Source organism: Variovorax sp. VaC1, assembly GCF_043658315.1.
Classification (GTDB): Bacteria; Pseudomonadota; Gammaproteobacteria; order Burkholderiales; family Burkholderiaceae_C; genus Variovorax.
Window position 1 is genome coordinate 474,893 of sequence record NZ_JBIGLT010000003.1, and the last position, 13,349, is coordinate 488,241.

The window sequence follows — 13,349 nt, forward strand, 5'->3', positions numbered from 1 at the left end:
GAATTTTTTCTGGCGTTGCTGAACCCGGGAGTCTAAAAGACGGTGCCGTCGCTCTCGATCAACAGGGGTGGCGCACCGTCTCGCAAGCGTTGTGCCAGCGCCCGGCCGGCGGCCCAGGTGCCGCCTTCGAGGATGCAGGCCAGCGGCAGTTCTTCGGCGGTGCGGTCGAGCACCTTGCGCACGCGCGGCGCCACTTCGTCGAGCAGAGCCACGGTCAGCGCGCGCCATTCGACGATGAATTCGTCGCTTGCCTTCCATCGGCAGGTGAGGAAGGCCGGGTCTCTGGGCACGATCACGCCGCTGTCGATCAGGAGGCCGCCGTTGCGGTATTCGGGCAGGGCGGTGAGCGCATCGAGGTGCCGCACCTTCACGCCCGCCCACTCGAAGGGTTCGAGCAGCGAATAGGTGAGCCATTGCGACAGCTTGTGGAAGGGCATCCAGCCATTGGTGAGGCCGGGCCCGCGCACGGCGCTGTGGCGCCAGCAGTCGCCGAGCGCCAGCGCCGGATCGCCCGAGCCGATGCCGCCCGCGTTGTCGCTGCCATCGGCCGCGATGCTGTCCACGGCATTGGCCGAGGGCCAGATGCGCGAGAGCGAATCGAGCAGCAGCGACAGGATCTGGTGCGCCGTGATCTCGGCGGTGGGCGGCGCGGCCGGGCCATAGGGGCCGACCAGCGCGTCGAACAGGCGGCCGGGCCGGCCGTCGTCGCCGAAGATCTCGGGCTGCTCGTTCATCGCCTCGCCCAGCCGGCGCAGCAGCGTGGCGCGGCCCGCCAGCCCGACCAGCGGATTGACCTCGCTGACCTGGAAGGCGTCGCCCAGCCGGTCGGTGACAAGGCCGCGCAGGCCGGCCGCATCGACCTGGTACGGATGGTCGGGGTCCGAGGAGAACAGCCCGCCCATGAAGGCATGGAAGCTCGCCACGCCCAGGCCCTCGGAACGCGTGAAGCGCTCGCCGGTGGCCGATTCTGTGTAATGCCAGTCGGGGCCCGCGCCCGCATCGAGCAGCACGCTCACCAGAACGAGATCGATCTGCGCGCGGGCGCGCTGCCGCGCATCGAGCCCGTTCAGCCGGGCGTTGAGCTCCTCGATGCGGTCGACTCCGCCGGCCTCGAAGTGGCGCCATCGGCTGTGATAGGGGATGGTGTCCCAGGGATAGCGCTCGCGCGTGACCTCGGCCACGGTGCGCGCCGCGTCTTCCAGCGCATCGTCGCCGCCGATGCGGAACCACTGCGATTCGCCCCGGCGCGCGCGTGCCAGCAGGGCGCTTGCGCGCTGGCGGATGGCGGCGGTGGTGCGCAGCAGGCTTGCCGCGCCGGCCGGGTGGCCGGTGTCGGCGGCGAACTCGATCGATGGATCGACCTTGCCCGCGCCGCCGGGCGGCAGGCTGCCGGAGCCGTCGACGGGCATGTGGGGGTCGGTGTTGCGGCTGGTGGTCATTCAGTCAGTCCCCGGCCCTTGGCCTTCTTGAGTTCTTCGGCATCCGGCACCGGGCCGGGCGTGAAATAGCCGGCCGCCATCTTGGCGTCCATCTCGACGCGGGCGTCGGCCGGAATCAGTTCGTCGGGAATGTTCACGCGCTCGCCGATCTCGATGCCCGAGCCGGTGATCGCGTCGAACTTCATGTTGCTCATCGATACGAGGCGATGGATCTTCCGGATGCCAAGCCAATGGAAGACATCGGGCATCAGCTCCTGGAAGCGCATGTCCTGCACGCCGGCCACGCACTCGGTGCGCGCGAAATACTGGTCGGCCGTGTCGCCGCCCACCTGGCGCTTGCGGGCGTTGTAGACCAGGAACTTGGTCACCTCGCCGAGCGCGCGGCCCTCCTTGCGCGAGTAGGCGATCAGGCCCACGCCGCCGCGCTGGGCGCCCATGATGCATTCCTCGATGGCGTGCGTGAGGTAGGGGCGGCAGGTGCAGATGTCCGAGCCGAACACGTCGGAGCCGTTGCACTCGTCGTGGATGCGCGCGGTGAGCTCGACCTGCGGATTCGCCAGGTCGCGCGGGTTGCCGAAGATGTACAGCGTCTGCCCGCCGATGGGCGGCAGGAACACCTCGAGGTCGGAGCGCGTGACCAGCTCGGGGTACATGCCGCCGGTTTCCTCGAACAGGGTGCGGCGCAGGTCGGTCTCGGAGCAGCCGAAGCGGCGGGCCACCTCGGGCAGGTACCACACGGGTTCGATGGCCGCCTTGGTCACCATCGCGGCACCGCCCGCGGTGAGGAAGTGGCCGTCGGCCTTGAGCCGGCCGCTCTGCAGCGCCTCGATCACCTCGGGCAGGATCACGTGCGCCTTGGTGATCGCGATGGTCGGGCGGATGTCGTAGCCGGCCGCCAGCTCGGCCGAGAACACATCGGCCACCAGCGCGCCCCACGGGTCCATCGAGACGATGCGCCCCGGCTCGCTCCATTGCGGGTACGGCCCGATCACGTCGGTGGGCGCGGTGTTGGTCAGGTCGGCCTTGTGCTCGCGCTTGAGCGCGCCGGAGGCCACCGCCAGCGCGCGGTACACGCTGTACGAGCCGCTGTGTGTGCCGATCACGTTGCGGTGCGCGCGCTTGGTGGTGGTGCCGACGACCGGGCCGCGCTCGGCGGCGGTGGCCGCGCCCCACTGGATCGGCAGCGCGCCGAAGCCGCCGGCGTGCGATGTCAGCCGGATGTGGCCGGTCGACGAGGAGGGGTGAAGCGCAGGGGAAGGCGTGGTGCCGGCGGGTGGTTCGGCGGTCGCGAGCGGCGCGGCGAACGGGGCGGCAAGCGGCGTTGCAGAAGGGATCGTTGTGCTGTCGGCAGACATTGGTAGCCCTCAAAAAACACAATGTACCGATGGTGTGTGGTGCTTGCAAGCGGGCGGCTTCGGCACAATCGGCCGGAATCTTTTTTCGACAAGGCTGTAACCAGCCAGCCCGATGGCACGAAACACCGTAGGCAGCAGGATGCAAACAAGCGACGCGGAAGCGGCGCTGCGGAGCCTGTTCCTTCGCGGCCTCGATGGCGACGCGACGGCCTACCGCGAATTCCTGCAGAAACTCAGCGCGCACCTGCGCGCCTTTCTGGGCAAGCGCCTCTTTGGCTGGCCCGATGAAGTGGAAGACCTCGTCCAGGAATGCCTGCTCGCCATGCACAACCAGCGCCACACCTACCAGAGCGACCAGCCGTTGACGGCCTGGGTGCACGCGATCGCGCGCTACAAGATGATCGACCTGCTGCGCGCCAAGTCGGTCCGCGAAGACCTGCATGACCCGCTGGACGACGACCTGGCCGTGTTCGCCGAATCGGCCACCGAGGCCAGCGATGCCAAACGCGACCTGGGCGGCCTGCTCGACAGCCTGCCCGAGCGCCAGCGCCTGCCGATCGTGCACGTGAAGATCGAGGGCCTGTCGGTGGCCGAGACGGCGAGCCTGACGGGCATGTCGGAGTCGGCCGTCAAGGTCGGCATCCATCGGGGCCTGAAGGCGCTGGCCGCCAGGTTCGGCAACAGCTGGGGCGGTGCCGCATGAAGACCGACGACCTCGTGGCGATGCTGGCCACCGGCCACGTGGCCGTGCCGCGGCGCGGCGCGGGCTGGCGCATCGGGCTGGCGGTGCTGGCCGGCCTGCCGCTGTCGTTCGCGATCCTCTTTGCCGAATACGGGCTGCGGCGCGACCTGATGCAGGCCCTGTCGTGGCCGATGTTCTGGGTCAAGGTGCTGTTTCCGCTGTGCATCGCGGCAGCGGCCTTCGTGATGGTGCAGCGGCTGGCCCGTCCGGGTGTCGCGGTACAGCGCTCCTGGCTCGGCGCGGTGCTGCCGGTGCTCGCGATCTGGGCGTTGGCCGTGGTCGCCTGGTTTGCCGTGCCGGTCGAGGAACGCATGTCGTCGCTCATGGGGCAGTCGTGGCGCATCTGCGCGCTCAGCATCGGGTTCATGGCGCTGCCGATCTTCGTGGCCACGCTGGTGGCCCTCAAGAACCTGGCGCCCACGCGGCCGGCGCTGGCGGGCGCGGCTGCCGGGGCGTTGGCGGGCGGCGTGGGTGCCGCGGTCTACGCGCTGCACTGCATGGAACTGACCGCGCCGTTCCTGGCCGTCTGGTACGTGAGCGGGATCGCCGTGCCGGTGCTGGTGGGGGCCGTGCTGGGGCCCCGGCTTCTGCGCTGGTAGCAGGCGGGCCGAAGACTCAGCCTGCCGGGTCGAACATCGCGGTGTAGCGGCGCTGCATTTCCTCGGGCGTCAGCTTCTCGATGCTGTGGCCCACGTTCCAGCGATGGCCGAAAGGGTCGCGGAAGACGCCGGAGCGCTCGCCGTAGAACTGGTCCTGCGGCGCCATGTCGAGCGTGGCGCCGGCCGCGACCGCACGTGCCACCACCGCATCGGCGTTGTCGACGTGCAGGTGCAGCGTGACGGCGCTGCCGCCCAGCGTCTTGGCGCTGTAGATGTTGCACTCGGCGAACTCGTCCGAAATCATCAGGATGGCGCCGTTGTGGAAGTCCAGTTCCGCGTGGCCGATGCGACCGCTGGGCTCGGTGAGACGGAAGATTTCCTTCACCTCGAACACGTTGCAATAGAAGTCGATGGCCGCGCCGGCGTCGTGCACGCACAGGTACGGAAACAGCTCGTGGATTGCCATGATGGGTTGCCTTTCAGAGAGGGGCTGCAGAGTCGTGGCGGCGATTCTGGCGCGCCGCGCCACTAGCGTCTTGAACGAATTTGACCTGCGGCCGGCACGTGCCTCGGCGACGTCGCGCCCGCCTGCCGCCAGGCCTGCGGGGACATGCCCGCCAATGCCGAGAACTCGCGGCTCAGGTGCGCCTGGTCGCTGTAGCCCGCGTCGAGCGCGATGTCGGTCCAGGCCCGGTCGGCGTCGGCCGCCAGCGCCAGTGCGCGGTCGAAACGCATCACGCGTGCGTATTCCTTGGGGCCAAGACCGATGGCGCCGCGAAAGAGCGCGATGAAGCGGCGGTGGCTGTAGCCGATGTGCGCCACCAGCGCGGCAATCGACGGGTTCTGGTGCGTGAGCGGGCCGAGCGTTGCCGCCACGGCCGGATGCAGGCCATTCAGGCCGGCCCGCAGTGCGGCGGCGAGGCGTTGCGTCAGCAGGGCCTCGAACACCTGCAGCTGCAGCGCGGGGTCCCCGGCTTCATGGAGCCTTTCGAGCGCGTCGGCCGTCAGCCGCTCGCCCCACACCGCTTCGAGCGGCGTGTGTTGCCCGGCCAGCGCGTCTTCGGGCGCGCCGAGCAGGGCGCGGGCGGCGCCCGGCTGCAATTGCGCGCCGACCGAGCACGTGGCCACGGACACATCGCGCAGGTAGAAGGCGGCACGCGCGCCGCCGACGATGGCGTAGCCGACTGTCTGGCCCAGGGCGTCGCCCGTGTGGCCGAACAATTTCAGCGGCGGCCCGGACAAGCGGAACACCAGGTGCATGCCGCCGGTGGGCAGCACGTGCTCGCGGGCACCGGGCCGCTCGGCGGGCGTGCCGTCGGGCGCCGAGGCCCACAGCTGCCGCACGAAGGGCTGCAGGTGCGGGGCGGGAGGCCGCGTCAGTTGCATGCGGCAGGGCCTGTCGGAGGCTGGCGGTGGCACATCGGCGCATTGTGCGCCGGGGCTTTGCCGGGCGGGCGGCTCACCAGTCGCGCGGCGCGATCAGCTCTTCGGTGTCGATGTCGAACCCGTAGGCCCTTGCGATGGTTTCGAAATCCGCCGCGATGGCCTCGCGCGCGGCGGTTTCCAGTTCGCTGTCGTTCTCTTCGAATTCCTCGGCGATGGCGTTGAATTCTTCGGTGGCGGCGTGGGTCAGCCGCAGCAGGCCGGCGTTGTCCGAAGGCTTCTGCGCTTCGATCGCCTCGCACAGGCGAACGAGGATCTGCTTGCACTTGTCCACCAGGAAGTCGGGAAAGTACGCGTCGCGGTACATGTCCTGGAGGAACGGGTGGCTCAGCAGTTGCGGGTTCGTGATCGGCATGAAACGGGCTCCTGGTTTCCGCGCGGCGCGCACGGCCGCGGCAGTCTAGGGCGAGGTGTTTTCCGGGATATGACGGCCGCGCTAGCATCGGTGCATGAGCAAGCCTTCTACAGCACTGATCCATCACCCCTACACCCCGCCCGACACATTCGCCGCGCCGCAGCCCGGCGTGTTCAAGGCGTCGACGGTGTTCTTCGCCGACGTGGCCGCCATGCGCGCGCGCGACTGGAAAACCAAGGCCGGCTACACCTACGGCCTGCACGGCACGCCGACCACCTTCATGCTCGAAGAACGCCTGGCTACGCTCGAGGGCGGCACCGAATGCCTGCTGGTGCCGAGCGGGCTGGCGGCCATCTCGCTGGTGGCGTTCGCCTTCCTGAAGACCGGCGACGAGGTGCTGATCCCCGACAACGCCTACGGCCCCAACAAGGCGCTGGCCACCGGCGAGCTGGCCAACTTCGGCATCACCCATCGCCTGTACGACGCGATGGACCCGTCCGACCTGGCGGCCAAGATCTCGCACCGCACGCGGCTGGTGTGGGTCGAAGCGGCGGGCTCGGTGACGATGGAGTTCCCCGATCTGCCGGCGCTCGTGAACGTCTGCCGCGCGCGCGGCGTGCTGACGGCGCTCGACAACACCTGGGGCGCCGGCCTTGCGTTCGCGCCCTTCGATTTCAACGACAGCGGGCAGGGCGTCGACATCTCGGTGCACGCGCTCACCAAGTACCCGAGCGGCGGCGGCGACGTGCTGATGGGCAGCGTGGTCACGCGCGACGAGCGGCTGCACCGCGCGCTCAAGCTCACGCACATGCGCATGGGCTTCGGCATCGGCGTGGGCGACGTCGAAACCCTGCTGCGCTCGCTGCCCAGCCTGTCGCTGCGCTATGCCGCGCACGATCGCGCGGCGCGCGAACTGGCGGGCTGGCTCAACGGCTGCGAAGAAATCGCGCAGGTGCTGCACCCGGCGCTCGAAGATTCGCCGGGCCACATCCATTGGCGCGCGCTCTGTGGCGCCACCGACCTGGCCGCCGGCCTGTTCTCGGTTGTGTTCGACGAGCGCTACAGCACCGAGCAGGTCGACCGCTTCTGCGACAGCCTGCAGCTGTTCCGCCTGGGCTACTCGTGGGGCGGGCCGATCAGCCTCGTGGTGCCTTACGACATCGGCCTGATGCGCGATGCCAGCGTGGCGCGCTGGCCCTACAAGGGCACGCTCGTGCGTTTTTCGATCGGCCTGGAAGACGTGGACGATTTGCGGGCCGATCTGCAACAGGCCCTCGCGAGGATGTAAGAAAGCGCGTCGGCGGCCTTGGGAAGTCCGCCGCCGGGCGCTCTGAAGACGTACCGTTATCGCTTACAGTAGCCCAACGCGCAGTCACCGTGACTGCCTCGCCCCAAGGAGAAGCAGTGGCAACACCAAATTACGGCTACGAGAAGCGCCAGAAGGAACTGGCCAAGAAGAAGAAAAAGGAAGACAAGCTCCGAGAAAAGGCGAACCGCAAGCTCAGCCCGAGCAGCGATGGACTGGCTCCCGGAGACCCGGAGACCGACGTGGCATCGCTCGAGCGCGATCCCCCCACGGTGCCCGAGTTGCCCACCAAGAACGGTTGATCCGCTCCTGGCGTCCCCTTCAAGAAGCCGCCGCAGGCCTGTGCCTGCGGCGGCTTTTTCATTGCCGGCGCCTGGCGTTATTTCGGCAGCAGCTTGCGCAGCTCGGGCCAGACGTTGTCGAGCAGTTGCGGCTGCGCCACCGCGGTCGGATGGATGCGGTCGGCCTGGAACAGCGAGAGCGCATCGGGCGCGTCGGCCACGCCCTTGAGCAGGAAGGGCACCAGCGCCGCCCGGGTCGTGCTTGCGACCTTCGAGAACACCGCCTCGAAGCGCCGCGTGTAGTCGGCACCGTAGTTCGGTGGCACCTGGATGCCCACGATCAGCACCTTGGCGCCGGCGGCCTGCGCGGCCTTGGTGATCTGCAGCAGGTTGTCTTCGGTGTTGGCGAGCGGCAGGCCGCGCAGCGCATCGTTGGCGCCCAGCTCCAGCACCACGTAGTTCGGCTTGTGCTGCGTAAGCAGGGCCGGAAAGCGGGCGCGGCCGCCGGAGCTGGTGTCGCCGCTGATGCTGGCGTTGACCACGGTGGCCGCGATCTTCTGCTGCGCAAGCCTTTTTTCGAGCAAGGGTACCCAGCCTTCGCCGCGCTTGAGGCCGTACTCTGCACTCAGCGAATCCCCGAGCACCAGGATCACCGGCTTGCCTGCCGTCGCGGCCTGGGCTTGTGCCGCGGTCGTCCAAGTCCCCGCGCTGCCGAGCGCGGCGGTGGTCAAGATAAAGTCACGTCGATTCAAAACCAAAGCCTTTCCATGTCCCAACCCCCGTCTGATGCCATTGTCGCCGTCGAGCATGTCTTCAAATCCGTCACCGACTCGACCGGTACGCTGGACATTCTGCAGGACATCGATTTCACCCTCGGGGCACGGGAAACCGCCGCCATCGTTGGCGCCTCGGGCTCCGGCAAGAGCACCTTGCTGTCGATCATCGCGGGCCTAGACACGCCCACGCGCGGCACCGTCAAGCTGGCCGGCGACGACCTCTTTGCCATCGACGAGGACGAGCGCGCGGCATTGCGCGCGCAGCGCGTGGGCTTCGTGTTCCAGAGTTTCCAGCTGCTGGGCAACCTGAGTGCCCTCGAAAACGTGATGCTCCCGCTGGAGCTGGCCAACCGCAAGGACGCCCGCAAGGCCGCCACCGAGATGCTGGGGCGCGTCGGGCTGGGCCAGCGGCTGGGCCACTATCCGAAGGTGCTGTCGGGCGGCGAGCAGCAGCGCGTGGCGCTGGCCCGCGCATTCGTCGTGCAGCCGGCCTTGCTGCTGGCCGACGAGCCCACTGGCAGCCTCGACTTCGCCACGGGCGAGCAGGTGATGAAGCTGATGTTCGACCTCAACCGCGAACTGGGCACCACGCTCGTGCTCGTGACGCACGACCGCGGCATCGCCGCCCGTTGCGAGCGCCGCATCACCATCGAGGCCGGCCGCGTGGCGCTCAACGAGAAAACGCCCATTTCGATGGGCGAACCTGCGCTGTAAGCTATCAAATAAATAGCGGCCCCATCAATCAACGAGGAGGAGATGCCCGTGGACACGCTACCCCCCGAGGCTGTGCTCGCGCTGCGGCGCGGTCAGCTCATCGAGGCCATCAAGATCGTGTGCGAGAGCACGGGCATGGATCTCAAGTCCTCCAAGGACGCGGTCGATCGCTACGTCAAGCGGCTGCAGGACCAACCAGGCTGGCAAGAGGCCGACGCGGGCCGCGAAGCGCCCGATGCGGCCATGCAGGACAGGGGCTTCGCCTCGATGCCGTCCACCGCGCTCGCCGCCCTGGCACAGGGCAACAAGCTCGAGGCCGTCCGCCTCACGCGCGAGGCGACGGGGCTGGGCCTTGCCGCGGCCAAGCGGCTGGTCGAGAACCACGAGAACCCGCCGGTCGGCGCCATCGGTCATCTGCCGTCGGAAGTGCCGCGCAGTCCCATGGCCGAGCCCGGACGCGTGCGGCCGGTCGGCTACGACAAGTGGCTGCCCGTGGCCATCGTCTTGCTGGTCATGGCGATGGCCTGGATCTATTTCGGCGGAAAGGGCTGAGTCGATGATCGTTCCCCAGTACTGGGCCGAAGGCCGCATTCAAGAGCAGGTGGCGGGCAAGCAGCTCACCGTGCGCCGCTACGGCTGGTCCGACGACAGCCCGCTGGCTGCGCAGGCGCATGCCGACCAGCGCACCCGCGAAGCCTTCGACCGCATCGCCAGTGGCGAGAAGCTCGACCGCCGCGAGCGCAAGCTGGCCTACAACGGCGCCAACGGCGTGCCGATCCGCGAGGAAATCGTCGAGCGCCAGGGCGACACCGTCATCACGCGCAACAGCTACGGCGCCCGCTGCCTGAACACGCCCGACGTGCTTTTTGTCGACATCGACTTCGACGAACCGCTGCGCGGCAGCCTGTTCCTGTTCGCGCTCTTTCCCGCGCTGATCGCCGGCGTGGTCGGCGGTTGGGCCGGCCGGACCTGGCTCGGCGGTCTGATCGCGTTCTTCATCGTCTTTGCCGTGGCCTACGGCATCGGCCGGCGCAAGAAGCGCGGCGAGCACACGGACAACCCGACGCCCGAGAAGCGCGCGGCCGAGCGCATCGGGCGCTTCGTTCACCAGCACCCCGACTGGCATCTGCGCATCTACCGCACGCCGGCCGGTTTTCGCGTGCTGGCGATGCACGATGTGTTCAACCCCGGCGATGCGGTCGTGGCCGACTGCTTCCAGCTGATGGGCGTCGACAAGATCTACGCGCGCATGTGCCGCAACCAGAACTGCTTTCGGGCCCGCCTGAGCGCAAAGCCCTGGCGCATCGGTATCAGCGAGCCGATGCGGCCGCGACCCGGTGTCTGGCCGGTGTCGCCCGACAGGCTGCCGCAGCGCGACGCCTGGGTGGCGCGCTACGAAAAGACCGCCGAAGGCCATGCCGCCTGCCAGTACCTGGAAAGCGTCGGCAACACCGAACGCCTGCACCCTCGTGCGCAAGCGGTGCAGGAACTGCACGACGAACGGACCCGCGCGACCAGCGGTTTTCCGCTGGCCTGAGGGCTCCGAATCGTTCGAGGCTCGGGGGTGGGGATAATCGGCGGATGTCTTCCCCCAAAGTGATCTTCGGCTTCCATGCCGTGGGCGTGCGCATCAAGACCGCGCCCAAATCGGTGCTCGAAGTGATGTTCGATGCCAGCCGGCGCGATGCGCGCATGAAACAGTTCATTGCGCGTGCGCAAGAAGCCGGCGTGCGGCTGGTCGAGGCCGACGGCCTGCGGCTGTCCAAGCTCAGCGGCAGCCACGGCCATCAGGGCGTGGTGGCGCGGGTCGAACCCGCCGCGCAAATCCATTCGCTCGACGAACTGCTCGAAGGCCTCGAAGAGGCCGGCACCGTGCCGCTGCTGCTGGTGCTCGATGGCGTGACCGACCCGCACAACCTCGGCGCCTGCCTGCGCGTGGCCGACGGTGCTGGCGCACATGCGGTGATCGCGCCCAAGGACCACGCGGCCGGCATCAACGCCACCGTGGCCAAGGTGGCGAGCGGCGCGGCCGAGACCGTGCCGTACTTCATGGTCACCAACCTGGCACGCACGCTCAACGAACTCAAGGAACGCAACATCTGGTGCGTAGGCACCAGCGACGACGCGCCGGGCACCATCTACCAGAGCGACTTCAAGCGCCCGCTGGCGCTGGTGCTGGGTGCCGAGGGTGAGGGCATGCGCCAGCTCACGCGCAAGACCTGCGACGAGCTGGTCAGCATTCCGATGGCCGGCGCGGTCGAGAGCCTGAACGTCTCGGTGGCCAGCGGCGTGTGCCTTTATGAAGCGATGCGCCAGCGAAGCCTCTGACGAGGCCTGAGCGCGCCGCGTGACCGGTGGCCATGCCGTGGGTCATCCGGCCGATGGCCCGCCCTTGCGGTGGAAGTAGATGAGTTCCGCCACGCGCCGCATCTGCGGCGTGCCCAGCAGGTGGTTGAACATCCAGTCGCTCTGGAAATTGTCGAAAGCCCAGCGCAGCGTGCGCTTGAGCAGAAAGCTTGGGTAGCTGCGCACGAACCACGTGGCCGGGTCGTCGGCCTCGCCGCGCACGAAGCGCGCCACCGCCTCGCCCGCGCGTTCACCGTGCTGCAGCGCCGTGTGGATGCCGCCGGCCGTGACCGGCGACACCATGCCGGCCGCGTCGCCCACCAGCAAGGCCCGCTCGCGCGCGACCATCGGCAGCACGCCGCCGCAGGGGATCATGCCGGCGCGCACCGCCACCGGCGGCGCATCGCCCGGCGTCACCACCGAGGCGATCTTGTGCAGCAGCGGGTCGAGCCGCAGCGCGCCCGCGTCACTGGGTCTCATGCGGCGGGCCAGCCCGATCTGGCTCACGCCCACGCCGTCGAGCGCCCAGCCGATGTAGCCGGGCGCCAGCTTGCGGTCGATGAAGCAATGCAGCAGGTCGGGCGCCATGCGCGCGCCCTGATATTCGTGCTCGATGCCGTACAGAAAGCGTTTGTTGCGCGAGAGGCCGAGCGCCTTGGCCACGCGTGAGTGCGGCCCGTCGGCGCCCACGAGGTAGGTGGCCGTGACGCAGGGCCCCTGCGTCACCGGCACTTCCCAGCGGCCGTTCAGCCACAGAGCTTGTTCGAAGAGCGTGCCCAGCCGCACGTCGACGCCGCAGTCGCGGGCCGACTTCACCATCCAGTCGAGCAGCGCGGGCGCATCGGTGGCCCAGAACCAGTAGCCGGGCGCGTGCAGGTCCACGTGGCGCATGTTGGGCGCATAGAGCCGCACGCCTTCGATGCGGCGCACGAGCTCGGGAGGAACCTCTCCCAGCCACGGCACGCTGTCGACCGCGTCCTTGACGATGATGCCCGTGGTGTGAAGCTTGGAACCGGCGCTGGCTTTCTTCTCCAGCACCATCACGCGGAGCCCGGCAAGGGCGGCGGCGCGTGCGCAGGCCAGGCCCGCAAAGCTCGCCCCGACCACGAGAAGATCGACCTTGGTGTTGCCGGTGCCGTTCGCGGCCATGGGAGCGGGGGCGCAGCCGGACGCGGCGCGGGAAGAGGGGGCGAGAGGAGAAAAGAAACTGGAGGAAGTTGTCATGGGGCAGCTGACCGAAGTCGATGGGCACCGCGATCTGCGGTGCGCATGCGAAGTTAGCGACGCCATGTGCGCGCGGCGTGAAGCCTGTGTGAACTCCCGCGTCCAGCCCGCCGCAACGATCAGGCGGGGCTGGCCACCAGCAGATAGCGGCAGGCGCCGCGCCCGAGCGCCTTGAAGACCAGCGGCCGATCGACGCCGAAGTCGAGGCAGTCGCCGGGTGCCAACTCGAAGCGTTCGTCACCGTAGTCCACCCGCAGTGCGCCTTCGAGCATCCACAGGCACTGGCGATAGGGCTTGCCGCTCCATCGCGGGTAGCTGACCTGTGCCGAACGCGGCAATTCGACCTCGACCAGTTCCACGCCGCTGCCCGCATGCCGCTCCGCGACCTGGCGCCGCAGATAGCCCGCCTCGGGGTCGCGCCAGACTTCCTGCATGGCCCTGGTGCGCAGCCTTTGGGGTTGTTCCTTGTCTTCGGTGAGAAGCTGCGCCAGCGGCACGCCGAGCCCGGCCGCCAGGCGTCCGAGCAGCACGGCGGTGGGGCTGCTCTGCGCGCGCTCCACCTTCGAAATCATCGCCTTGCTGACGCCCGAACGTTCAGCCAGCTCGGCGAGGCTGAGGCCCTGCGCCTGCCGCAAGGCCAGCAGCCGGGCGGCGATGAGCGCGTCGATATTGGTGGCCGGATCGCTTGGGGCAGGTGAGGTGTTTCTCATATGAGATTATTATTCTCCTATATTCAACGATTGGCCGAGCCGGAATTTCCGTCCGCGCA

Annotated in this window: 16 protein-coding genes; 8 read left to right on the top strand and 8 right to left on the bottom strand. The window is 68.7% G+C overall.

Annotated features, from left to right (window positions below; all coding sequences use genetic code 11):
- Window positions 1-32: 32 nt before the first annotated feature.
- Together ACGLHS_RS14365 and ACGLHS_RS14370 are read right to left on the bottom strand one after the other, a co-directional pair.
- Window positions 33-1,439 carry a URC4/urg3 family protein gene (locus tag ACGLHS_RS14365; RefSeq protein WP_394480605.1) on the bottom strand — a complete coding sequence of 469 codons (1,407 nt, stop codon included), beginning with the start codon at window positions 1,437-1,439 and terminating at the stop codon, window positions 33-35.
- On the bottom strand, window positions 1,436-2,794 hold the full coding sequence (locus tag ACGLHS_RS14370) for a GTP cyclohydrolase II (protein WP_394480607.1): 1,359 nt from the start codon (window positions 2,792-2,794) through the stop codon (window positions 1,436-1,438). The genes ACGLHS_RS14365 and ACGLHS_RS14370 overlap by 4 nt, the downstream gene beginning before the upstream one ends.
- A gap of 112 nt (window positions 2,795-2,906) precedes the next feature.
- On the opposite strand from ACGLHS_RS14370, the gene ACGLHS_RS14375 reads away from it, so the two are divergent.
- Entirely contained in the window at window positions 2,907-3,497 is a 591-nt protein-coding gene (locus tag ACGLHS_RS14375) for a sigma-70 family RNA polymerase sigma factor (protein WP_093240970.1), read from the top strand.
- Window positions 3,494-4,135, top strand: coding sequence for a DUF1109 domain-containing protein (locus tag ACGLHS_RS14380; RefSeq protein WP_394480609.1), 642 nt, complete (start codon window positions 3,494-3,496; stop codon window positions 4,133-4,135). Before ACGLHS_RS14375 ends, ACGLHS_RS14380 begins: the two co-directional genes overlap by 4 nt.
- A 16-nt stretch (window positions 4,136-4,151) precedes the next feature.
- On the opposite strand, the gene ACGLHS_RS14385 is transcribed toward ACGLHS_RS14380, so the two are convergent.
- The 3 genes from ACGLHS_RS14385 to ACGLHS_RS14395 form a co-directional block, all read right to left on the bottom strand.
- Window positions 4,152-4,601: a VOC family protein gene (locus ACGLHS_RS14385; protein ID WP_093240965.1), complete on the bottom strand. Its 450-nt coding sequence runs from the start codon at window positions 4,599-4,601 to the stop codon at window positions 4,152-4,154.
- A 62-nt stretch (window positions 4,602-4,663) separates the two neighbouring features.
- Window positions 4,664-5,521 carry a helix-turn-helix domain-containing protein gene (locus ACGLHS_RS14390; protein WP_394480612.1) on the bottom strand — a complete coding sequence of 286 codons (858 nt, stop codon included), beginning with the start codon at window positions 5,519-5,521 and terminating at the stop codon, window positions 4,664-4,666.
- A gap of 73 nt (window positions 5,522-5,594) precedes the next feature.
- Window positions 5,595-5,933, bottom strand: a complete 339-nt coding sequence (locus ACGLHS_RS14395) for a DUF5713 family protein (RefSeq protein ID WP_394480614.1) — start codon at window positions 5,931-5,933, stop codon at window positions 5,595-5,597.
- 94 nt (window positions 5,934-6,027) lie between these two features.
- Between ACGLHS_RS14395 and ACGLHS_RS14400 the strand changes: the two genes are divergently transcribed.
- Both ACGLHS_RS14400 and ACGLHS_RS14405 read left to right on the top strand, forming a co-directional pair.
- On the top strand, window positions 6,028-7,221 hold the full coding sequence (locus tag ACGLHS_RS14400) for a PLP-dependent transferase (protein ID WP_394480616.1): 1,194 nt from the start codon (window positions 6,028-6,030) through the stop codon (window positions 7,219-7,221).
- 116 nt (window positions 7,222-7,337) lie between these two features.
- Window positions 7,338-7,541, top strand: a complete 204-nt coding sequence (locus ACGLHS_RS14405; protein WP_056521727.1) for a hypothetical protein — start codon at window positions 7,338-7,340, stop codon at window positions 7,539-7,541.
- Window positions 7,542-7,618: 77 nt separating this feature from the next.
- On the opposite strand, the gene ACGLHS_RS14410 is transcribed toward ACGLHS_RS14405, so the two are convergent.
- Entirely contained in the window at window positions 7,619-8,251 is a 633-nt protein-coding gene (locus ACGLHS_RS14410) for an arylesterase (protein ID WP_394480619.1), read from the bottom strand.
- Between the two features lie 36 nt (window positions 8,252-8,287).
- On the opposite strand from ACGLHS_RS14410, the gene ACGLHS_RS14415 reads away from it, so the two are divergent.
- From ACGLHS_RS14415 to rlmB, 4 genes are read left to right on the top strand one after another with little or no spacing between them, the layout of a single operon-like run.
- Window positions 8,288-9,010: an ABC transporter ATP-binding protein gene (locus tag ACGLHS_RS14415; RefSeq protein ID WP_394480621.1), complete on the top strand. Its 723-nt coding sequence runs from the start codon at window positions 8,288-8,290 to the stop codon at window positions 9,008-9,010.
- Between the two features lie 42 nt (window positions 9,011-9,052).
- Window positions 9,053-9,562, top strand: coding sequence for a hypothetical protein (locus tag ACGLHS_RS14420; RefSeq protein ID WP_394480623.1), 510 nt, complete (start codon window positions 9,053-9,055; stop codon window positions 9,560-9,562).
- Between the two features lie 4 nt (window positions 9,563-9,566).
- Complete coding sequence (locus tag ACGLHS_RS14425) at window positions 9,567-10,547, top strand: hypothetical protein (RefSeq protein ID WP_394480625.1); 981 nt, start codon at window positions 9,567-9,569, stop codon at window positions 10,545-10,547.
- Window positions 10,548-10,591: 44 nt separating this feature from the next.
- Window positions 10,592-11,338 carry a 23S rRNA (guanosine(2251)-2'-O)-methyltransferase RlmB gene (gene rlmB / locus ACGLHS_RS14430; protein ID WP_093240947.1) on the top strand — a complete coding sequence of 249 codons (747 nt, stop codon included), beginning with the start codon at window positions 10,592-10,594 and terminating at the stop codon, window positions 11,336-11,338.
- A gap of 42 nt (window positions 11,339-11,380) precedes the next feature.
- Here rlmB and ACGLHS_RS14435 read toward each other — a convergent pair whose 3' ends face one another.
- Window positions 11,381-12,505 (bottom strand): NAD(P)/FAD-dependent oxidoreductase, encoded by a 1,125-nt coding sequence (locus ACGLHS_RS14435; RefSeq protein ID WP_394480628.1) that lies wholly within the window; start codon window positions 12,503-12,505, stop codon window positions 11,381-11,383.
- A 194-nt stretch (window positions 12,506-12,699) separates the two neighbouring features.
- Window positions 12,700-13,290 (bottom strand): helix-turn-helix domain-containing protein, encoded by a 591-nt coding sequence (locus tag ACGLHS_RS14440; protein ID WP_394480630.1) that lies wholly within the window; start codon window positions 13,288-13,290, stop codon window positions 12,700-12,702.
- Window positions 13,291-13,349 lie beyond the last annotated feature (59 nt).